Source organism: Bradyrhizobium sp. AUGA SZCCT0182, from assembly GCF_018130185.1.
In the GTDB taxonomy this organism is placed as follows: domain Bacteria; phylum Pseudomonadota; class Alphaproteobacteria; order Rhizobiales; family Xanthobacteraceae; genus Bradyrhizobium.
In genome coordinates this window covers 51,230-72,350 of record NZ_JAFCLY010000045.1, presented here as the reverse complement: position 1 = coordinate 72,350, position 21,121 = coordinate 51,230, and the positions used below count along the sequence as shown (strand labels likewise).

The 21,121-nt window shown below is 63.0% G+C and carries 18 protein-coding genes; 9 read left to right on the top strand and 9 right to left on the bottom strand.

Annotated features, from left to right (window positions below):
• Positions 1 to 651: 651 nt before the first annotated feature.
• Positions 652 to 2,622, bottom strand: a complete 1,971-nt coding sequence (locus JQ611_RS33585) for a methyl-accepting chemotaxis protein (protein WP_212467869.1) — start codon at positions 2,620 to 2,622, stop codon at positions 652 to 654.
• 490 nt (positions 2,623 to 3,112) lie between these two features.
• On the opposite strand from JQ611_RS33585, the gene JQ611_RS33580 reads away from it, so the two are divergent.
• The 4 genes from JQ611_RS33580 (at position 3,113) to JQ611_RS33565 (ending at position 8,113) form a co-directional block, all read left to right on the top strand.
• Positions 3,113 to 3,598: a (2Fe-2S)-binding protein gene (locus JQ611_RS33580; protein ID WP_212391289.1), complete on the top strand. Its 486-nt coding sequence runs from the start codon at positions 3,113 to 3,115 to the stop codon at positions 3,596 to 3,598.
• Between the two features lie 88 nt (positions 3,599 to 3,686).
• Positions 3,687 to 6,026 carry a xanthine dehydrogenase family protein molybdopterin-binding subunit gene (locus JQ611_RS33575; protein WP_212269003.1) on the top strand — a complete coding sequence of 780 codons (2,340 nt, stop codon included), beginning with the start codon at positions 3,687 to 3,689 and terminating at the stop codon, positions 6,024 to 6,026.
• Positions 6,027 to 6,039: 13 nt separating this feature from the next.
• Positions 6,040 to 6,840: a xanthine dehydrogenase family protein subunit M gene (locus JQ611_RS33570; protein WP_212467864.1), complete on the top strand. Its 801-nt coding sequence runs from the start codon at positions 6,040 to 6,042 to the stop codon at positions 6,838 to 6,840.
• Between the two features lie 160 nt (positions 6,841 to 7,000).
• Positions 7,001 to 8,113, top strand: a complete 1,113-nt coding sequence (locus JQ611_RS33565; RefSeq protein WP_212269005.1) for a CaiB/BaiF CoA-transferase family protein — start codon at positions 7,001 to 7,003, stop codon at positions 8,111 to 8,113.
• A 149-nt stretch (positions 8,114 to 8,262) separates the two neighbouring features.
• Here JQ611_RS33565 and hppD read toward each other — a convergent pair whose 3' ends face one another.
• Positions 8,263 to 9,378 carry a 4-hydroxyphenylpyruvate dioxygenase gene (gene hppD, locus JQ611_RS33560; protein WP_212467863.1) on the bottom strand — a complete coding sequence of 372 codons (1,116 nt, stop codon included), beginning with the start codon at positions 9,376 to 9,378 and terminating at the stop codon, positions 8,263 to 8,265.
• Positions 9,379 to 9,502: 124 nt separating this feature from the next.
• On the opposite strand from hppD, the gene JQ611_RS33555 reads away from it, so the two are divergent.
• Both JQ611_RS33555 and JQ611_RS33550 read left to right on the top strand, forming a co-directional pair.
• Positions 9,503 to 9,979, top strand: coding sequence for an Lrp/AsnC family transcriptional regulator (locus JQ611_RS33555; protein WP_212467862.1), 477 nt, complete (start codon positions 9,503 to 9,505; stop codon positions 9,977 to 9,979).
• A gap of 95 nt (positions 9,980 to 10,074) precedes the next feature.
• Positions 10,075 to 10,386, top strand: coding sequence for a DUF1272 domain-containing protein (locus JQ611_RS33550; RefSeq protein ID WP_212391297.1), 312 nt, complete (start codon positions 10,075 to 10,077; stop codon positions 10,384 to 10,386).
• A 144-nt stretch (positions 10,387 to 10,530) separates the two neighbouring features.
• Here the strand turns inward: JQ611_RS33550 and fahA are convergent, their stop codons facing one another.
• The 5 genes from fahA to JQ611_RS33525 all read right to left on the bottom strand — a co-directional run bounded on the left by fahA (position 10,531) and on the right by JQ611_RS33525 (position 16,311).
• Positions 10,531 to 11,802, bottom strand: coding sequence for a fumarylacetoacetase (gene fahA / locus JQ611_RS33545; RefSeq protein ID WP_212467861.1), 1,272 nt, complete (start codon positions 11,800 to 11,802; stop codon positions 10,531 to 10,533).
• A gap of 129 nt (positions 11,803 to 11,931) precedes the next feature.
• Complete coding sequence (gene hmgA, locus JQ611_RS33540) at positions 11,932 to 13,278, bottom strand: homogentisate 1,2-dioxygenase (RefSeq protein WP_212296634.1); 1,347 nt, start codon at positions 13,276 to 13,278, stop codon at positions 11,932 to 11,934.
• 60 nt (positions 13,279 to 13,338) lie between these two features.
• On the bottom strand, positions 13,339 to 14,292 hold the full coding sequence (locus JQ611_RS33535; RefSeq protein WP_212467860.1) for an MBL fold metallo-hydrolase: 954 nt from the start codon (positions 14,290 to 14,292) through the stop codon (positions 13,339 to 13,341).
• A gap of 148 nt (positions 14,293 to 14,440) precedes the next feature.
• On the bottom strand, positions 14,441 to 14,689 hold the full coding sequence (locus JQ611_RS33530; RefSeq protein ID WP_212467859.1) for a DUF2783 domain-containing protein: 249 nt from the start codon (positions 14,687 to 14,689) through the stop codon (positions 14,441 to 14,443).
• Positions 14,686 to 16,311: an FAD-dependent oxidoreductase gene (locus JQ611_RS33525; RefSeq protein WP_212467858.1), complete on the bottom strand. Its 1,626-nt coding sequence runs from the start codon at positions 16,309 to 16,311 to the stop codon at positions 14,686 to 14,688. The genes JQ611_RS33530 and JQ611_RS33525 overlap by 4 nt, the downstream gene beginning before the upstream one ends.
• 257 nt (positions 16,312 to 16,568) lie before the next feature.
• Between JQ611_RS33525 and JQ611_RS33520 the strand changes: the two genes are divergently transcribed.
• Positions 16,569 to 17,006: a MarR family winged helix-turn-helix transcriptional regulator gene (locus tag JQ611_RS33520; RefSeq protein ID WP_249133660.1), complete on the top strand. Its 438-nt coding sequence runs from the start codon at positions 16,569 to 16,571 to the stop codon at positions 17,004 to 17,006.
• Positions 17,007 to 17,183: 177 nt separating this feature from the next.
• On the opposite strand, the gene JQ611_RS33515 is transcribed toward JQ611_RS33520, so the two are convergent.
• Both JQ611_RS33515 and JQ611_RS33510 read right to left on the bottom strand, forming a co-directional pair.
• Complete coding sequence (locus tag JQ611_RS33515; RefSeq protein ID WP_212269020.1) at positions 17,184 to 17,528, bottom strand: RidA family protein; 345 nt, start codon at positions 17,526 to 17,528, stop codon at positions 17,184 to 17,186.
• 9 nt (positions 17,529 to 17,537) lie between these two features.
• Positions 17,538 to 18,344 carry an N-acyl homoserine lactonase family protein gene (locus tag JQ611_RS33510; protein ID WP_212416569.1) on the bottom strand — a complete coding sequence of 269 codons (807 nt, stop codon included), beginning with the start codon at positions 18,342 to 18,344 and terminating at the stop codon, positions 17,538 to 17,540.
• A 405-nt stretch (positions 18,345 to 18,749) separates the two neighbouring features.
• Here JQ611_RS33510 and JQ611_RS33505 point away from each other — a divergent pair, with 405 nt between their 5' ends.
• Together JQ611_RS33505 and JQ611_RS33500 are read left to right on the top strand one after the other, a co-directional pair.
• Complete coding sequence (locus JQ611_RS33505; protein WP_212269021.1) at positions 18,750 to 20,288, top strand: caspase family protein; 1,539 nt, start codon at positions 18,750 to 18,752, stop codon at positions 20,286 to 20,288.
• 136 nt (positions 20,289 to 20,424) lie between these two features.
• A complete protein-coding gene (locus JQ611_RS33500; RefSeq protein WP_212269022.1) occupies positions 20,425 to 21,102 on the top strand; it encodes an OmpA family protein in 678 nt (225 codons plus the stop codon).
• Positions 21,103 to 21,121 lie beyond the last annotated feature (19 nt).

Here is a 21,121-nt window from a genome sequence, read left to right as displayed (position 1 = left end):
AGAGGGCGCAGGGAAGACCGGGTGCGCGCTGCACCCGCGGTCCCGTGTGCGGTTAGCACAAGAAATGCTGCACACGAGCATACAGGGCAGCGGAGAACACCCGGCCTTCCCTGCGCAGTGGCTTTACGGCTTATGCCGTGATCTCCCCGGAGACGAGTTCTTGGTTGACTCCGTCGCCGCCGTTCCCGCTTGCGCTTCTCCGACAGCTTGACGCCTGCAACGGGCGCCAGGACCACACGGTTTTGCCGTACGCTTATCCACGCCGTCGTCGAGGCGTAAACCAGCGTCCACCGCAACCCGCCCAACGTCCGTGACGACGGCCGACGCCCTTCTGAGTGGGACGGGATGGGCGAATATATGCCCCTGATTTTCATTCTGGTAAACAGAAATATTTTTTATTCTGGGGCTTGACATCATTTCCGTAAATCAGAACTGATTTGCCCGACGGGTTGATTTGTCGCAGGCGACGACGACGTTTGTCATTGCGACCGAAACGACTCAGGCGCGGCCCATTCATGGTCGTCCCGGCGAAGGCCGGGACCCATACGCCGCGGCCGTGGTGATACGGCGAGCCGGCAGAGATTCTTCAAACAACAAACAGTCGTGGCTATGGGTCCCGGCCTTCGCCGGGACGACGACGGAGCGATGTCCTTACGCCGCGCGGATATTCGCCATGAAGCGGTCGAGCTCTTCGCGCAGCCGGGTGCTTTCGCTCGACAGCGTGCGCGCCGAATGCAGTACCTCTTCCGAGGCCGTACCGGTCTCGGTCGCGCCGCGGTTGACCTGCATGATGCTGGCGGCGGCTTCCTCGGTGCCTTGCGCGACGTTCTGGACGCTGCGTGCGATTTCCTGCGTCGCCGAGCTTTGCTGCTCGACCGCATCCGCGATCGTCGTGGCGATGTCGGAGATCTTGCCGATGGTGCCGCCGATTTCCTTGATCGCCGCGACCGATTCCTGGGTCGCACCCTGCATGCCCGAGATGTGATTGGAGATCTCGTCGGTTGCCTTCGCGGTCTGGCTGGCGAGCGATTTGACCTCGGAGGCGACGACGGCGAAGCCGCGGCCGGCATCGCCCGCGCGAGCCGCCTCGATGGTCGCGTTCAGCGCCAGCAGGTTGGTCTGCTCGGCAATCGCCGTGATCAGCTTGACCACGTCACCGATCTCTTGTGCTGCGCGCGACAGTTTTCCGATGCGGCTATCGGTCTGTTCGGCCTGGCGCACCGCGGCTTCCGCAATCTGGCTGGATTCCTTGACGCGGCGGCCGATCTCGTCGACGGAGGCCGACAGCTCCTCGGTCGCGGACGCCACCGATTGCATGTTGCCGGACGCCTGCTCCGAAGCGCCGGCGACCTGGCTCGACAGGCTCTGGGTGGTTTCCGCCGTTCGCGTCAGCGTTCCCGCCGATGCTTCCAGCTGCACGGCCGAGGCCGAAACGTTGGAGACGATGGCGCCCACCGCGGCCTCGAATTCGTCGGCAAAGCGAATGAGTTCAGTGCGGCGCGCGGCGCTGCTCGCCTTGTTCTGCGCCTCTTGCGTGGCGGCGTCGCGTTCGGCCTTGGCGACCGCCTGGACCTTGAACTCCTCGACCGCGCTGGCCATTTCGCCAAGTTCGTCCTTGCGCCCGAGGCCGGGCAGCACGACATCGAAATTGCCGGCGGCGAGTTCACGCATCGCACCACACATTGCGGTCATCGGCTTGGAAATGCCCTTGCCGAGCAAGAACGCCCAGACACAGCCGAGCAGGAAGCCGCCGGCCGCCAGGATCAGGATCAGCCGTTCGGTTTCGCCAATGCTCGCATTCGACTCCGCCTCGAGCCGCTTCTGATCGGCCAGCAGGCTGGACTTCATGACGGCGGCGCCCTTGCTGATCGCGGTGACGGAATCCGTCATGTCGAGCGTCAGATCGTCGATTTCCTTGGCGTTGTGAATCAGCTTCGCCAGCGCCTCCCGGTAGGCTTCCAGAAGTCCGGCGGACTCCTTGAGGTCGGCCACGACCTTTTCATTCTTTGAGGAAATCGACTTCAGCGAGTTCTCGACGAATTTCAGACGCGCCAACGCGCTGGCGGCCACCGCCTTGTCGGAATTGATGACGAACGTGTTGACCAGTGCGGTGACGGCCTGAAACTGCTCGTAGACCTTTTTCGCGCCGAGACTGATGACCTGCTGCTCGGACTCGTCGGCGTTGCTGGGGAGATCGTCGAGCTTGTAGTGCAGCGACATGCCGCTGCGCGTGAGCTGGTTCTGGGTGATCCGCGCGCTCTCGTCCTTGACCTTGACGACGTCGGCAAAGATCTTGGCAAAGGCGCGGAATTCCCGCTCCAGCTTGGCGAGCTGTTCGAGCCGGCCTGGATCGGTGGTGCCCTTCATCGAGGCAATAATGGCTGCCTTCAGGCTGGCTTCGGCCGCCAGCGTCGCCTTGCCATCCTCTTCCTTGGCCGTGACCACGAAATAGCGGGCGAGCGAACTATAGGAAATCAGCTCGCGGTCGATGTCGCGCGCCAGATCGGCTTCCTGCACGCTGCGCCGGTAGGCGTCGACGCCTGCGGAAACGTGTTCAAATCCCATATAGGCAATGCCCATGCTGACCGCCGAGATGGCCAGGGTCACGGCAAAGCCGAGCATGATCTTGGCGCGGAATCGAAAGGTTGGGAGTTTGATCGAGAACAGGCCCGTACGTTTCAGCAATTCCACCTCAAGCCCCCCGTTTTCATTCTGAAAACCCGGATCGGGAGGCCCTGCCCCCGATCCAGTGCGCAAAACTAAGGCACAATGGATAAGGCTGGGTAAATTCCGGCTCCATTCGCCTTGGGTTGCAGGGCTGGAAGCATACTTTTTTGTCTTGGTCCCCCTTTGGGGGCCCGGACGATCTCCGCAAGTATGATGCGGTGCGGGGTGGACGAGACCTCACCCCGTCAATCTACCTTCCGCCACGCGCAGCGCTTTGGCTGCACCTCGGCCCGCCCGCTGGAGCACGGCCGAAGAATCGGCTGATCGACGCCGCGTCGCCGCGAGGATGTCATCACAATGACAAGGGCGACCAAAATCCTAGTTGCAAGTTCCCCCGCCCGTGTTTCTAATTGGAATAATTATAAAACATCGGGAGGTATCACGCGTGTCTACCATCAAATTGACGGTGAACGGCAAGGCTGTCTCAGCCGACGTCGAGGACCGGACCCTCCTCGTCCATCTGCTTCGCGAAAACCTGAACCTGACCGGCACCCATGTCGGCTGTGACACCAGCCAGTGCGGCGCCTGCGTCGTCCATATCGACGGCCGGGCGGTCAAATCCTGCACCGTGCTGGCGGGCCAGGCCGCCGGGTCCAACGTCACCACCATCGAGGGCATCTCGAAGGGCGACGAATTGCACCCGATGCAATTGGCGTTCCGCGACAATCACGGCCTGCAGTGCGGCTATTGCACCCCGGGCATGATCATGTCGTCGATCGATATCGTGCACCGCCATGCTGGCAAGCTCGACGAGGAAACCGTCCGGCAGGAGCTGGAAGGCAACATCTGCCGCTGCACCGGCTACCATAACATCGTCAAGGCGGTGCTCGATGCGGCCGGACGCATGAAGGTCTCGCAGGCGGCCGAATAGCTGCCGCAGGCCACCAAACCAGCATTCAAAGGCCGCTTCGTTTCGATGGAAATGGCGGAAACAATAACTCCGGTTGGGAGGACAGGACATGGGCGTTGAAGGCATTGGCGCAAGCGTTGTGCGCAAGGAAGACCGCCGTTTCATTACCGGCAAGGGCCGTTACGTCGACGACATCAAGATTGTGGGCCTGACCCACGCGCACTTCATCCGCAGCCCGCACGCCCACGCCAAGGTAAAGAGCATCGATACTTCAGCGGCAAAGGACATGCCCGGCGTGGTCGGCATCCTGACCGGCCAGCAGATCGTCGACGACAAGGTCGGCAATCTGATTTGCGGCTGGGCCATTACGTCGAAGGATGGCACCGGCATGAAGATGGGCGCATGGCCGGCGATGGCGCCGGAGACCGTGCGCTTTGTCGGCCAGGCGGTCGCGGTCGTGATCGCCGAGACCAAGAACCAGGCCAAGGACGCCGCCGAAGCCGTCGTCGTCAACTACGAAGAACTCCCGGCCGCCGCTGATATTCGCGCGGCCATCAAGCAGGGCGCGCCGCAGCTTCACCCTGAAGCGCCCGGCAACGTGATCTACGACTGGACGATCGGCGACGAGGCCGCCACCGAAGCCGCGTTCAAAGCGGCGGCCAACGTGGTTTCGCTCGACATCACCAACAACCGCCTGGTGCCGAACGCGATGGAACCGCGGGCGGCGATCGGCGAATATAATGAGGCGGAGGAGCACTTCACGCTCTATACGACCTCGCAAAATCCGCATGTCGCCCGTCTTGTGCTGTCGGCGTTCTATAACATCGCCCCGGAGCACAAGCTGCGGGTGGTGGCGCCCGACGTCGGCGGCGGCTTCGGCTCCAAGATCTTCATCTACCCTGAGGAGATGGTGGCGCTGTGGGCCTCCAAGAAGGTGGGGCGTCCGGTGAAGTGGACCGGCGATCGCACCGAGGCCTTCCTGACCGACGCCCATGGCCGCGATCACCTGACCAATGCCGAACTGGCGCTCGACGCCAACAACAAGATCACCGGCTTGCGCGTCAAGACCTACGCCAATCTCGGCGCCTATATGTCGCTGTTCTCGTCGTCAGTGCCGACCTATCTCTACGCGACGCTGTTGTCGGGCCAGTACAACATCCCCAACATCTTCGCCGAGGTGATCAGCGTCTACACCAACACCACCCCGGTCGACGCCTATCGTGGCGCGGGCCGGCCCGAAGCGAGTTTCGTGGTTGAACGGCTGCTGGAGACGGCGGCGCGGCAGTTGAAGGTCGATCCGGCGGAACTGCGCCGCAAGAACTTCATCACCCAATTCCCGCATCAGACGCCTGTTATCATGGCCTACGACATCGGCGATTTCGGCGCCTCGCTGGACTCGGCGATGAAGGCGATCGACTACGCCGGCTTCCCGGCGCGCAAGGCGAAAGCCAAGTCCGAAGGCAAGCTGCGCGGCATCGGCCTCTCCTGCTACATCGAGGCCTGCGGCATCGCGCCGTCGAAAGCGGTCGGCAGTCTTGGCGCCGGCGTCGGCCTGTGGGAATCCGCGGAAGTCCGCGTCAACCCGGTCGGCACCATCGAGATCCTCACCGGCTCGCACAGCCACGGCCAGGGCCATGAAACCACGTTCTGCCAGCTGGTGGCCGAACGCCTCGGCGTTCCCATCAGCCAGGTGCAGATCGTCCATGGCGACACCGACAAGGTGCAGTTCGGCATGGGCACCTACGGTTCGCGCTCGGCCGCCGTCGGCCTGACCGCGATCCTCAAGGCGATGGAGAAGGTCGAGGCCAAGGCGAAGAAGATCGCAGCCCATGCGCTCGAAGCCTCCGAAAGCGACATCGTGATCGAGAACGGCGAGTTCAAAGTCACCGGCACCGACAAGTCGATCGCGCTGCCGATGGTCGCGCTCGCCGCCTACACGGCGCACAATCTGCCCGACGGCATGGAGCCGGGCCTGAAGGAGGGCGCGTTCTACGACCCGACCAACTTCACCTTCCCGGCCGGCGCCTATATCTGCGAACTCGAGGTCGATGCCGCCACCGGCAAGACCTCCTTCGTCAACTTCGTGGCGGCGGACGATTTCGGCCGGCTGATCAACCCGATGATCGTCGAGGGACAGGTCCATGGCGGGCTCGCCCAGGGCATCGGCCAGGCGCTGCTCGAAGGCGCGGTGTATGACAGTTCGGGTCAGCTGCTGACGGCGTCGTTCATGGATTACGCCATGCCGCGCGCCGACGATCTGCCGTCGTTCAAACTGAACCACACCACGACGCTGTGTCCGGGCAACCCGCTCGGCGTCAAGGGCTGCGGCGAAGCCGGCGCGATCGGTGCATCGGCCGCGGTGATCAACGCGATCACGGATGCGATCGGCAACAACAAACTCGAAATGCCGGCGACGCCCGATCGCGTCTGGCACGCCATTCACGGTTGAGAGGGAGAGAATCATGTACGAGACAATTTATCATCGCCCCTCCTCGGTCGACGAAGCCGTGGCACTTTTCGGCAAAGGCTCGGATTCGAAATATCTCGCCGGCGGCCACACGCTGATTCCCGTGATGAAACAGCGGCTGGCCGCGCCGTCCGACGTGATCGATCTCGGCAAGATCAAGGAACTGATCGGGATCGAAGCATCAGGCGATACGCTGACCATCAAGGCGGCCACGACCTATTTCGACATCATGCAAAGCGCAGATGTGAAGAAGTCGATCCCCGCGATCGCCTACCTCACCTCGGTGCTCGGCGATCCCGCAGTCCGCTACCGCGGCACGATCGGCGGCTCGATCGCCAACAACGACCCGGCGGCGGATTTTCCCGCGGCCTTGGTTTCGCTCGGCGCCACCGTGAAAACCAACAAGCGCTCGATAGCGGCGGATGATTTCTTCAAGGGCCTGTTCACGACGGCGCTGGAAGACGGCGAGATCATCACGCAGGTGTCGTTCCCGGTGCCGGCCAAGGCCGGTTACGAGAAGATGCGCCATCCCGCCTCACGCTTCGCGCTGACCGGCGTGTTCGTGACCAAGACCAAGGCCGGCGATGTCAGGGTTGCGGCAACAGGCGCATCGCAAAACGGCGTCATGCGGGTACCGGTGATCGAGACAGCGCTGAAGGCGAGCTGGTCGGCCGGCGCGCTCGACAGCGTCAAAGTCTCCGACAGCGGCATGCTCGCCGATATCCACGGATCCGCAGCCTATCGCGCCAACCTGGTCAAGGTAATGGCGCAGCGCGCGGTGACTGCGGCGGGCTAATAACCACTAAACGCAAGTTCCCATGCAAGCGGCGCGCAGCGATGCGCGCCGCTCTGCATTTGGTCAGATTCTTGAGCAAAGAATGCTTGCCACGCGCAGCCGGAGGCGAGACAATTTAGCTAATCAGCTAATTAAAAATACCTCTGTGGGAGAACAAGACGTGCTCGACAAACCCGCCGCCCAATCCGCAGTTCGCGCCTCCGGCCCGCTCGCCGGTTTTCGCATCGTCGAGTTCGCGGGCATTGGCCCGGGTCCGTTCGCCTGCATGATGCTGGCCGACATGGGCGCGGAGGTCGTGACGCTCGACCGCGTCGGCGCCAGGAAGAATTTGAAATCGGTGGCCGGCCGCGGACGGAAAGTCGTCGAACTCGATCTGAAGGACAAGACCGCGGTCGCGGGCGTGCTCGACCTGCTCGCCAATGCCGACGCGCTGATCGAAGGCTTTCGTCCCGGCGTGATGGAGCGGCTGGGCCTCGGGCCCGACGTGGTGATGGCGCGCAATCCGCGCCTGGTGTTCGGCCGCATGACCGGCTGGGGTCAGGAAGGCCCGCTGGCGCAGGCCGCCGGCCATGACATCAACTACATCTCGGTCACCGGCGCGCTCGCCGCGATCGGCACCAAAGAGAAGCCGGTGCCGCCGCTCAATCTGGTCGGCGATTTCGGCGGCGGGGCGCTCTATCTCGTGGTCGGCGTCCTCGCTGCGCTGCTGGAAGCGTCAAAATCCGGCAAGGGCCAGGTGGTCGATGCCGCGATGTGCGACGGCGCGGCGTCGCTGATGTCGATGTTCTTCGACATGACCGCGATCGGCCGCTGGACCGAAGGCCGCGATCAGAACTTCCTCGACGGCGGCGCGCATTTCTACGGCGTTTACGAATGCTCCTGCGGCAATTTCATTTCGATCGGATCGATCGAGCCGCAGTTCTACGCGCTGCTGCGCGAACATGCTGGCCTGACCGACGCCGATTTCGACGCCCAGATGGACCGCAACGCCTGGCCGGCACTGAAGGAAAAACTCACTAAAGTTTTCAAGAGCAAGAGCCGCGAAGACTGGTGCAAGATCATGGAAGGCACCGACATCTGCTTCGCACCGATCCTGACCATGGCGGAAGCGCCGAAGCATCCGCACAACGCCGCGCGAAAGATCTTTGTCGAACGCCACGGCGTAACCCAGCCCGCGCCGGCGCCGCGTTTTTCGCGCACGCCGTCGGCGATCCGGGATGCGGAGAAGGCGGAGATTGGGGAGCTGACCAGCGCGTGGAAGGCGGGGAGATAGCCCCTGTTGTCGTCCCGGCCTTGAGCCGGGACCCATACGCCGCGGCTCCTCGGTTAAGAACGGCTGTTCGTCGACCTTTCGTCTCACGAACGACGGTGGTTATGGGTCCCGGCTCAAGGCCGGGACGACACCGAGTTTGACGCGCGGGCTTACGCCGCGTCCACCTTCAACACGCCCCTGCGAATCTGATCCTCCTCGATCGATTCGAACAGCGCCTTGAAATTGCCCTCGCCAAAACCGTCGTCGCCCTTGCGCTGGATGAACTCAAAGAAGATCGGCCCGATCGCGTTCGCCGAGAAGATCTGCAACAGCACCTTGGTGTGGCCGCCCTCGACGACGCCTTCGCCGTCGATCAGGATGCCGTCGCGCTGCAGCCGCGCGACGTCCTCGCCATGGCAGGGCAGCCGTGCGTCGATCTTCTCGAAATAAGTCAGCGGCGGCGACGGCATGAACGGCAAGCCGTCGGCGCGCAGCGTCTCCACCGTGCCGTAGATGTCCCGCGCGCCGCAGGCGATGTGCTGGATGCCTTCGCCGCGATAGGTGTTGAGATATTCCTCGATCTGGCCGGAATCGCCGGCGTCCTCGTTGATCGGAATCCGGATCTTGCCATCCGGGCTGGTCAGCGCGCGCGAGAACAGGCCGGAGGCGCGGCCTTCGATGTCGAAGAAACGGATCTGGCGGAAGTTGAACAGTTTTGCGTAGAAGCCGGTCCAGACATCCATCCGACCGCGATGGACGTTGTGGGTGAGGTGATCGATGTAGAACAGACCGGCGCCGGCGGGACGCGGGTCTTTGGCATCAAGCCATTCGAACTCGGTGTCATAGGCCGAGCCCTTGGCACCGTAGCGATCGACGAAATACAGCAGGCTGCCGCCGATGCCCTTGATGGCGGGAACGTCGAGCGTCTTCTGCGCTGAAGAAACATCCGCGGGCTCCGCGCCAAGCGAGATCGCGCGCGCGTAGGCCTGTTTCGCATCGACCACACGGAACGCCATCGACGGCGCGCAGGGGCCGTGGGCGGCCACGAAATTAAAACCGTGGGTGCCGGGTTCCTCGTTGATGAGGTAATTGATGTCGCCCTGGCGATAGACCGTGATGTTCCTGGTCCTGTGGCGGGCGACCGGCACATAGCCCATCAGCTTGAACAGCGCGTGCAGCTCTTCCGGCCGGGGATGCGCGTATTCGACGAACTCGAAACCGTCGGTGCCCATCGGATTGTCGGCGCTGATGACGGCGGCCGGCGCGTCGTGCGGAAATGGACCCATGGCGGAATCTCCTTCTTGATTTGATCCATGGAGTTTCCGCCATATCAGGCGCAATGTGCATGCAAATGGCGGCGGGATTGGCTATAGTCATGCACAATTCGTGCATCAAATGGACATTTCGCGCATGATTTCGGTAGACGCTTTCGACCTCAAAATGCTGGCCGCGCTGCAGGACGACGGCCGGCTGACCAACCAGCAACTGGCCGATCTGGTCGGCCTGTCGGCATCGCAATGCTCGCGGCGGCGGATGCGGCTCGAAGAAGAAAAAGTGATCGCGGGCTACCACGCCGACCTCGCCTCCGAGGCGCTCGGCTTCAATCTGATCGCCTTCATCCACATCACGCTGGCGACGCATTCGCCCGACAACGCCAAGAAGTTTCGCGCGCTGGTGGGCCGCGTCGACGCGATTCAGGAGGCCTATTCGCTGACGGGTGACGCCGATTATCTGCTCAAAGCCGTGCTGCGCGACCTCAAGAGCCTCTCCGACATCGTCAACAACGTGCTGATGCCGCACCAGAGCGTGGCGCATGTGCGCTCCTCGATCGTGCTGGACCGGCTGAAGGAAAGCGCAAAGCTGCCGCTGAAGGAATTGGCGCGGTAGATTTGAGGCAGATGGCCGAAATCGAGGGGTATTCGCCATTCGCTTTCAACGGCGAATTTGCGATGATCCCGTTTAACCAGATCGAAGAGATCACCATGGCGCTGCAACTCCGGCCGAACTGCGAATATTGCGACAAGGATCTGCCGCCGAACGCAACGGAAGCGCGGATCTGTTCCTATGAGTGCACGTTCTGCGCTGACTGCGCCGACAACAAGCTGCATAATGTGTGCCCGAACTGCGGTGGCGGTTTCACGCCGCGGCCGATCCGGCCTGCGCAGGAATGGCGGCCGGGACTAAGCGTTGCGAAGCGGCCGCCGTCGGACAAGCGCGTGCATCTGTCCTACAGCCTCGACGAGGTCGCGACGCATTCAGCGCGAATCAGGGCCGTTCCGCCACAGGAGCGGTGACACTATCGTCGTCCCGGCGAAGGCCGGGACCCATACGCCGCGGCCCATCGTTTAAGAAAGCTGCTTGACGACTTCCCTTAGCCACGGACGCCCGGGATTATGGGTCCCGGCCTTCGCCGGGACGACAGCGTTTAATAATGTGAACTAACCCGCCGGCGTGATCGTGCCTTCGACCTCGCCGAAACCGACGCGGTAGCCGTCGCCCTGGCACCAGCCGCGCATCACGAGCGAATCGCCGTCTTCGAGGAACGTACGCTTGACGCCGCCGGGCAACTCGACCGGCTCGGTGCCGTTCCAGCTGATCTCCAGCAGACTGCCGCGCTGATCCTTTTCCGGGCCGGAGATGGTGCCGGACCCTAAGAGATCGCCGACATTCATGGCGCAGCCGGACGAGGCGTGGTGCACCAATTGCTGCACCGACGACCAGTACATGTACTTGAAATTGGTGTGGCAGATGCCGGCGGCCGCGTTCATGGAGCCGGCGCGCAGGGCGACGTCGAGTTGCATGTCGTAATTGTTCGGCTGCGCCTGGCGCAGATATTCCAGCGGCTGCGGATCCTGCGCGGGCCCCTGGACGCGGAACGGCTCCAGCGCCTCGCGCGTCACGACCCACGGGCTGATCGAGGTCGCAAACGCCTTGGCCTGGAACGGCCCCAGCGGCACATATTCCCATTGCTGGATGTCGCGCGCGCTCCAGTCGTTGAGGATGACAAACCCGAAGATCATCTCTTCGGCCTGTTTTTCCGTCAGCATCTCGCCGATCGCCGACGCCTGTCCGATCACGACGCCCATCTCCAATTCGAAATCGAGCCGTTTACACGGCCCAAAACTCGGCACGTCGGCTGTCGGCGGCTTCAATTGCCCGCGCGGCCGGCGCACCTTGGTGCCGCTGACGACGACGGTCGATGCGCGGCCATTGTAGCCGATCGGCATATGCAGCCAGTTCGGCTGCAGCGCATTGTCCTTGCCGCGGAACATGACGCCGACATTGGTGGCGTGCTCCTTCGAGGAATAGAAGTCGGTGTAGCCGGAAACCGCGATCGGCAGATGCAGCGTGACATCCGCCATCGGCGCCAGCGTGCGCTGGCGCAGTTTTTCATTGTCGCGCAGTTCGGGATGATCGTGGCGCAACAGCTCGCTGATCCGCGCCCGTGTCCGCGACCACACCTCCGGCCCGAGCGCCATGAACGCGTTGAGCGATGCGTTCGCGAACACGCCGGGTTCGACGACGTCGATCCGGCAATCCTGCGCGAGCTGCCACAGATCGAGCACATAGTCGCCGATCGCGACGCCAACGCGCGGGGCGAGCCCGTCCTTGGCGGAGAACACGCCGTAGGGGAGATTCTGGATCGGGAAATCCGACGCGGGATCGACCGGGATGAAGGATTTCAGCTTGGGATCGTTGGGGTGGGGCACGGTGTTTCTCCGATTGAACATCGTCATGGCCGGGCTTGACCCGGCCATCCACGTCTTAGGCGAAAGAGAAGAAAGTCGTGGATGCCCGGGACAAGCCCGGGCATGACGAAAAAAAAGAGCGCAACGAAGTCACGGCTTGTTCGGATCGAATCGCTTTTCCAGTCCCTGCCAGCAATCCGCGTAGTCGTCCTGCAAGGTCGCCGACTTCGCCGCGTGCGCGGTGACGCGCTGCGGGTAGCGGGTCTCGAACATGAAGGCCATGGTGCCTGTCAACTTCACCGGCTTCAGCTCGCCGTTGCTTGCATGATCGAAGGCCTGGCGATCCGGGCCGTGCGGCAGCATCATGTTGTGCAGGCTGATGCCGCCGGGCACAAAGCCTTCCGGCTTGGCGTCGTAGACACCGTAGATCAGCCCCATGAACTCCGACATGATATTCATGTGGTACCAGGGCGGACGGAAGGTATTTTCCGCGACCGCCCAGCGCTCCGGGAAAATCACAAAGTCGATGTTGGCGGTGCCTGCGGTTTCCGACGGCGAGGTCAGCACCGTGAAGATCGACGGGTCCGGATGGTCGAAGCCGATGGCGCCGACCGGCGAAAAAGTGCGCAGGTCGTATTTATAGGGCGCGTAATTGCCGTGCCACGCCACCACGTCGATCGGCGAATGCGGCAGCGTCGTCTTGAACAGCGAACCGCCCCATTTCACGAACAGTTCGGTCGGCGTGTCCTTGTCCTCATAGGCCGCCACCGGGGTGAGGAAATCGCGCGAATTGGCGAGGCAATTGGCGCCGATCGGACCACGTTCGGGCAGCGTGAAGGCGCCGCCGTAGTTCTCGCAGAGATAGCCGCGCGCCGGGCCGTTGGTGAGCTCGACGCGAAACTTGACGCCGCGCGGGATCACGACGATCTCGCCGGGTTCGGCGTCGATGCGGCCAAACTCGGTGACAAGGCGCAGATTGCCCTGCTGCAGCACGAACATCATCTCGCCATCGGCATTGTAGAAATGCTGATCGACCATCGATTTGGTGATGAGATAGACGTGCGCGGCCATGCCTCCTTGCGTGTTGGCGTCGCCTGCGGTCGTCATGGTCTGCACGCCCTGCAGAAACGTCATGTCTTCTTTCGGAATCGGCGCCGGATCCCAGCGCAATTGCGCGATCGGCAGTTCGTATTCGTGGCATGGCGCGGTGCGCCACAACCCGGCATCGGCCTTCTCAAAACGTCCCGAGTGCTTCACCGAGGGACGAATGCGATAAAGCCACGACCGCTCGTTGGCGCCGCGCGGCGCGGTGAAGGGCGAGCCGGAAAGCTGCTCGGCGTAGAGCCCATAGGCGCAGCGCTGCGGCGAGTTGCGGCCGATCGGCAGCGCGCCGGGCAGCGCCTCGGTCTCAAAGCTGTTTCCGAAGCCGGACATGTAGCCCGGCGTGACACCAACGGTGCTGCGCGAGATCGCATCGGGCGAGGTGTTGATATTCATGGTCATCCTCCTTCATCTTGCGCATGATCTTGTCCGAAAACCGGTACCCACTTTTCGGGATCATGCGCCTTGCAGGGCGGCCCACATTTCCTGATCGCGCTTGTCGGTCCAGATCACGGGATCGTCGATCCCCGAAGCCTCGTCGAACGCGCGCGAGACGTTGAACGGCAGGCAGTGCTCGTAGATCGCAAAGCTGGAAAATTTCGGGTCCATCACCTCGCGCGTCGCCGCCATCGATTCCTTGAGGTTGCGGCCGCGGGCGACCGAGGTTTCGGCCGCGCCATAAAGCGTGGTGACGAAGTCCCGCGTCATCGCGATCGCATCGCGGCCGGTCGAAAGGCCCTTGAGCGCGTCGCCGCGGCCGGGCGCAATCGCCTTGGGATTGAAAGCGCGGATCTCGTTGAGCGTGACAGGCCATTCGCGCAGATGCGCGTCGCCGCAATAGCAGGCCGAGTGATATTCGATGAGGTCGCCGGAGAACATCACTTCGGCATCCGGCACCCAGGCCACGATGTCGCCGGAGGTATGTCCGGCGCCGAGCTGGATTAAGCGCACCTCGCGCTTGCCGAGATAGATCGACATCTCGCCTTCGAAGGTCAGCGTCGGCCAGGTCAGTCCGGGAATGCTCTGGGCATCCTGGAACAGGCGCGGGAAGCGGCCATATTCGGAATCCCAATCCTGCTGGCCGCGCTCCTCGATCAGGCGATAGGTTTCCGCCGAGGCGACGATGCCCTGCGCCTTGTAGGCGGAAGCGCCGAGCACGCGCACCGCGTGGTAATGCGACAGCACGACATATTTGATCGGCTTGTCGGTGACGGTGCGCACCCGCTCGATCACTTTATTCGCCATCGCCGGCGTCGATTGCGCGTCGAACACCAGGCAGCCATCGTCGCCGACGATGATTGCCGAGTTCGGATCACCTTCGGCGGTGAAGGCGTAGAGATCAGTACCGATCTCGGAGAAGGTGATCTTCTTTTCCGCCATGTCCGTGGTGGACGCGAAACCCTTGGCCATTAGTTCGATTCCTTTTTGATAACTCTATCCCCGTCATTGCCTGCAACAAACGCAAAGCGTTTGTGCAAGGGAGCGCAGCGAAGCAATCCATTGTCACCTCGCTTGCGGAGGGATGGATTGCTTCGCTGCGCTCGCAATGACGACATATTCATACTTTTTGCTGTTGTTGCTGCTGCTGTTGCTGCTGTTGCTGCTGGCTGGCATCGAGCATCCGCCGCTTGGCGAGCGCGATGGCTTCGTTCAGCACCGCGATGTCGCCGATATGGTTGGCGAGCACCAGAACCAGCGCGGCGTCGAGATCGGCGCTCTGCGCATCGCTTAAGCCCCGATGCGCCTCGACGATGGCGCGGAAGGCGTCGTCGGGTTTTGCGAAATTCGAACTGGTGGACAGCGTCATGACAGTCCTCGATTGAGACCCGCCGCACGCGCCAACGCCGCATCCAGCGCCGGCCGGGTCGGATGCCGGAAGCGCGCGGCGACATAGCCGTCGGGCCGCAGCAGATAGGCGGTGCCGGGCTCGGCGTCGTAGCGCGTACCCGCAAGGCCCATGGTGTCGGCAAGGCCGTGGTCGCCGCCGATGCGAATGGTTTCCACGCCTTCGGGCGCATCGATCGCGGCACCGTTGCCAAATTCCAGCAACGTGAATTGCGCTCCCCTGCCAACGAAGGCTTCGGTCAGAAACATCGGCTGGCCGCTCGCTGCCGCAATCGGCGCATCCGGCATCGACGCGCCGGGCCGCGGGCCGCCGCGCCACGCATCGCGATCGGCGGTCGACAGCGGCGTGTCATAGGTGGAAGGCACCGACAGCCGTCCGCCATTGACCATGCGCTTGCCGAATTCGGTTTCCTTGGCCAGCGACAGCACCGCCTTGCGCAGCCGCGCCTCCTGTTGCGACACCGGCGCCATGAAATCGGTCGAGCGCGTGGACTCGCGGATGTTCTCGTCCGCCGCGGCGCTGCGTTCGGTGTGGTAACTCTCGAGCAGCGCTTCCGGCGACGACCCGCGCAAGACGCGATCGAGTTTCCAGGCGATGTTCTCGGCGTCTTCGAGGCCTGAATTGGCGCCGCGGGCACCGAACGGCGAGACCTGGTGTGCGGCATCCCCGGCAAAGATCACGCGGCCGTGCAAGAACTTCTCCATGCGGCGGCACTGGAACTTGTACAGCGAGATCCATTCGAAATCGAACTTGTCGTGGCCAAGCATCCGCGCGATCCGCGGCCGTACATTTTCCGGGCGCTTCTCGACGACAGGATCCGCATCGGGATGCAGCTGCAGGTCGATGCGCCAGATGTCGTCCGGCTGCTTGTGCAACAGCGCGGAGCGTCCGGCGTGGAACGGCGGATCGAACCAGAACCAGCGCTCGGTCGGGAACGCCGCCGTCATCTTGACGTCGGCGATCAGGAATTGATCTTCAAACACTTGCCCGGCGAATTCGGCGCCCACCATCTGCCGCAACGATGAGCGGGCGCCGTCGCAGGCGACGACGAAGCCGGCATGCAGCCGGTACGGTCCGTCAGGCGTTTCGATCGTCAGCAGCACATGGTCGTTGCGCTGTTCGAGGCCGGTCACCTTGTTGCGCCAGCGCAGGTCGATGCCGGAAAGCTCCTGGACCCGATCGACCAGATAGGCCTCGGCATAGAACTGCTGCAGGTTGATAAAGGCGGGCCGCTTGTGGCCCTCTTCCGGCAGCAAATTGAACTGGTAGAGCTGCGAGGCGCCGTGAAAGATCTTGCCGACGCTCCAGACCACGCCCTTGTCGACCATGCGCTGGCCGACGCCGAGCCGGTCCCAGAATTCCAGCGAACGTTTGGAAAAGCAGATCGCGCGCGAGCCCTCGCCGATCCGGTCGGCATCGTCGAGCAGCACCACGGATTGGCCGCGCTGCGCCAGATCGATCGCCAGCGACAGTCCGACCGGCCCGGCGCCGACCACGACGACGGGATGTTCGGCCGCATCAACTCCCGCCCGATCCTGATCAGGGTGCCTGCGGTAGCCGAATTGGGTTTTGGTCTGGACCATTGAAAGGTTTACTCTGGCCAAGGGTGCGCGGACTTGCTAAATTAGTCGCATCTGCAACTATCTTAAACCCGCTGGCGCCCCCGGCGTCAACTCAAATTGGAGCGATTTTGGCCAACGCGTCGTCCAGCGAGAACAGCGCCCGATCCCGATCCGCGCCCGACAGCGGCACGCGCAAAGACGGGGATAAGGATGGAACGCCTGCGAAAGCCGCAAGAAACGGCGGCCGTCTCGACCTCTTCAAATTCGTACCCTTCCGGCTGAACCGGCTGGCGGCGGAAGTCTCCTCGGCGCTCTCGGCCGAATATCAGGCGCGGTACGGGCTCGACATTCCGGAATGGCGCGTGCTGGCGACGCTGGGTTTTCGCGTTGAGCCCTGCAGCGCGCAATACATCGCCCATTGCACCCGCACCCATAAATCGACCATCAGCCGCGCCGTCACCACGCTGATGAAACGGCAGATGATCGAGCGCGTCGAGAACGAAGCAGACCGCCGCGAATTCCGGCTGCGCATGACGGCAAAAGGCAAGGCGCTGTACGAGGAACTGATCCCGCGCCTGCTGCGCCGGGAGCAGGAGATCCTGTCCTGCCTCTCCGCGCCGGAGCGAAAGGCGCTGGCCGCGCTGCTCGGCAAGATCGAGGCAAGCCTCGACCTCGTGCAGACCAGCGCAGAGGCCGACGCGAAGGAAGCGTATTAATCCTCAACCCTCATGGTGAGGAGGCGCTCTTGCGCCGTCTCGAACCATGAGGCCATAGACGGGCCCGCATCCTTCGAGACGCCGCGCAAGAGCGCGGCTCTTCCAGCGACAACGGCAAAGCCGTTGCGCGGGATGAGGGTCTATCAGCACGCCCGCGCGAACTCGAAACCGCGCCGCCTACTTCGTCGCCGTCACCACGATTTCCACGATATGCGGCGGTTCGAGCTCGACGCCGAGGCAGGCGCGCATCGGCGGGTTACTGGTGTCGACCCATTCATCCCAGGCGCGGTTCATCTCGCTTTTGCGCTTCATGTCGGAGATATAGACGATCGCTGACAGGATTTTGCTCTTGTTCGAACCGCACAGAGCAAGGCTCTCGTCGATGCGGGCGAGCGCCTTGACGCTCTGCTCGTACATCGATGATGTGACCGGATCGGGCGCGACCGCCACGGTGAGCACCAGATCGTCGTGAACGACAGCGCGGCTGCGGGTTGGCGTGAGGCCGGGAAAGCGTTCGATCATGGCTTGATCCTACTTCACAAACGATCGTGACGGCGCCAGGTGCAAGGCAAACGCATCGACCTTGTCGCTGGCGCGCGGATAGATTTCGCTCACGATCGGATCATGGCCGGGAATGAAGCGGTCGGGGTGGCCGGCCAGCTTTTCAACGATCTCCCAGCCCTGCACCATGTCGCCGACATTGTAGACGATCGGAAACGGGCTGCGCTTCTGCAGGTTGGCATAGTAATGCGCGGCATCCGAGGCCAGCACCACCGGCCCGCGCGCGGTCTCGACCCGCACCACCTGCAAACCATCGGAATGGCCGCCGACGCGATGCACGGTGACGCCGGGCGCGATCTCGCCATCGCCATTATGAAACGTGACGCGCTCGCCATAGACATGGCGCACCATCAGCGTGACGTGTTCGACAGAGAATGGGTGCCGGATCAGGCCGTTGCACATGCAGCGCCCGGTCGCGTAGCTCATCTCGCGATCCTGCAGATGGAACCGGGCGCCGGGGAAGCGGTCGAGATTGCCGGCGTGATCGTAGTGCAGATGGGTGACGACGACGTCCTTGATGCTGTCGGCCTTGACGCCAAACGCCTCCAGCGCATCGACCGGATTGAGGTTGAGCTTGCGCGACCGCGCCTTGGCTTCCTCGGCGTTGAAGCCGGTATCGACCAGGATCTCGCGGCCGTGGCCGCGGATCAGCCAGACGAAGTAGTCGAGGTCCTGCGCCGTGGTGTCGTGTGGATCCGGGATCAGGAAATTCAGATGAGGGGTGCGCGGCGACATCGTCGCATAGCGCAGTGCGTAGATTTCGTAGGCATTTCCCATCGGTGTCACTTTTCTTGAGGTTTGAGTTTTGGCCGACGTCCACAACAAGCCATCGTCATCCGCAAAGGTCAAACCGGCAGTGCGAATGACCATCCGTAACAGGGCGGCACACCCAATGTGTTACATCGCCGGTGGCTGACCGGGCACCAGGGCCACGGCTGGCTCCGGGAGGGCTTACGCAACCACCGGCTGATCACGCACCGCAATTTCACGACCAACGGGATTTATTCCCCTTCAATTCCCAAGGGTTCATCGCGGGTTCGTCGCGGTGAATTGTCGCAATTAACGTCGCCTTCGCAAGTGGTTGACGGCCTGCGGGGCTCGTTTGATAATGCGGTTTGCGTGGAGTATGGTCGCCGCGGCGCAAGCTCGGATCGGCGCTTTTTTGGCTGGACTGCGGTGATAATGAAAATCCGCCTTGCATTGCTTCTCACAGTGATCTTTTCCGTGGCGTCGATCGCCCCGTCGTTCGGGGCCGGCGAGCGTTTTGCGCTGGTGATCGGCAATTCGAAATATCCGGACGCCGAAGCGCCGCTGAAAGAGCCGATCAACGACGCGCGCGATGTCGCCGAAGAACTCAAGCGCGATGGCTTCAACGTCGATATCGGCGAAAACCTCACCGGCGACGGCATGCGCCGGGCCTTCGAGCGCCTGTACGGGAAGATCAAGCCCGGCTCGGTCGCCCTGATCTTCTTCTCGGGTTTCGGCATCCAGGCGAACCGCCAGAGCTACATGATCCCGGTCGACGCGCAGATCTGGGCCGAGGCCGACGTGCGCCGCGACGGCTTCAGCCTCGAGATGGTGCTGGGCGAGATCAACAGCCGCGGCGCCGGCGTCAAGATCGCCCTGGTCGACGCCTCCAGGCGCAATCCGTTCGAGCGCCGGTTCCGCAGTTTTTCCGCCGGACTTGCGCCGGTCATCGCGCCGAACGGCTCTCTGGTGATGTATTCGGCGGCCCTTTCGTCGGTCATTTCGGATAATGGCAGCGATCGCAGCCTGTTCGTGCGGGAACTGCTCAAGGAAATCCGCACCCCCGATTTGATGGCCGAGGAAACTTTGAATCGCACCCGGGTCGGCGTCACCCGCGCCTCGCGCCAGGAACAGGTGCCGTGGATTTCGTCGTCGCTGGCCGAGGATTTCTCCTTCATCCCGGGCGGCGCAGGGCCGAAGCCTTCGAGTCCGCCGCCAGCCCCGCCTCCGGTTGTCGCCGCGCCCTCCCCGCCGCCGGTCGCCGCCGCTCCGTCACCTCCCCCCGCTCCGACACCGGCGCCTGCTCCGGCACCTCCCGCCGGAGCCCAGGTGGCCATTGCGACGCCGGCACCGCCGCCACCTGCACCGCCGCAGCCGCCCGCTCCGCCGCAGCCGCCAAAACAGGTCGAAGTCACCATCCCGCCGCCCGCTCCGCCGGCCAAGCCGACCGAGAGCAACACGGCGATCGCGGCGCTCGCCGATGATCCGACCATCAAGAGCCTCACCGCCAAGCTCAACGACAACCCCGACGATGGGGCCGCGCTGTATCGGCGGGGCCAGGTCTATGCCAGCAAGGGCGCCTACGAACTCGCGATCAAGGACTTCAACAATTCGCTGCGGCTCAACCCGAAGGATGTGGAAGCCTACAACAACCGCTGTTGGGCCCGCACGGTCATCGGCGACCTGCAGGCCGCGCTGAAGGATTGCAACGAGGCGCTGCGGTTGCGTCCGAATTTCGTCGATGCGCTGGACAGCCGCGGCCTCGTCAACCTCAAGAGCGGACAGACCAAGAATGCAATTGCCGACTTCGACGCCGCGCTGAAGATCAACCCGAGATTGACCTCGTCGCTGTACGGACGGGGCATTGCCAAGAAGCGCAACGGCTCGATCCCGGAAGGCGATCTGGATATTAGCAACGCCAAGGCGATGGATCCGAATATCGTTAAGGAATTCGCCGATTACGGGGTACAGTGACGATTATTTGACGCTAACTGGCAGCCTCCTCGAACCGACAGGCGGGCGGCTAGACTAACGGTAATAGGCCGCGACCGGATTGGTCCGGCAGCTCATTTGAATCACGTTTTGGAACCACGCGCAGGAGGGACTGGTAATGTCACAGAGCTCTGGAACAAAGACCCTGACCGGGCTCCTTTCGATCGCGACGCTCGGCGCCGCCCTCTGCTTTGGCATGGCCAGCGCGGTTGCCGAGGAGAAGGCCAAGGACAAGAACGTGACCGAGGATCAGATCCTCCGCGCGCTGGTGCCGGAAAAGAAGCCGCTGACCCGCGGCCTGTCGGTCGGTCCGCAGCAGGTTGATCAGGCCGCAGTTGCCGCCGAAGGGCAGTTCGTCCAGAAAATCCGCGGCCGCTCGACGCGGTCGCTGTCGTTCAGCGAGCGTGAAGAGATCGCCGCGATCGTCAAGGACAAGCCCAAGATCGATCTGGAAATCAACTTCGACTACAACTCGGCCGATATCAGCCCCAGATCGCTGGCATCGGTTCAGGCGCTCGGCCGCGCATTGTCCAATTCCGACCTGAAAGGCTCGACCTTCGTGGTCGCCGGTCATACCGACGCTGCCGGCGGCGAAGGCTACAACCAGGACCTTTCCGAGCGGCGCGCCGACGCGATCAAGCGCTATCTGGTCGATAAATACGGCATCAACGGCACCGATCTGGTGACCGTCGGTTACGGCAAGAGCAAGCTGAAGGACTCGAACCAGCCGATGGCCGAAGCCAATCGCCGCGTGCAGGTTGTGAACATGGAAAACAAGGCCACTGCGTCCAAATAGCCTGTTCAAGTAGGGCGTG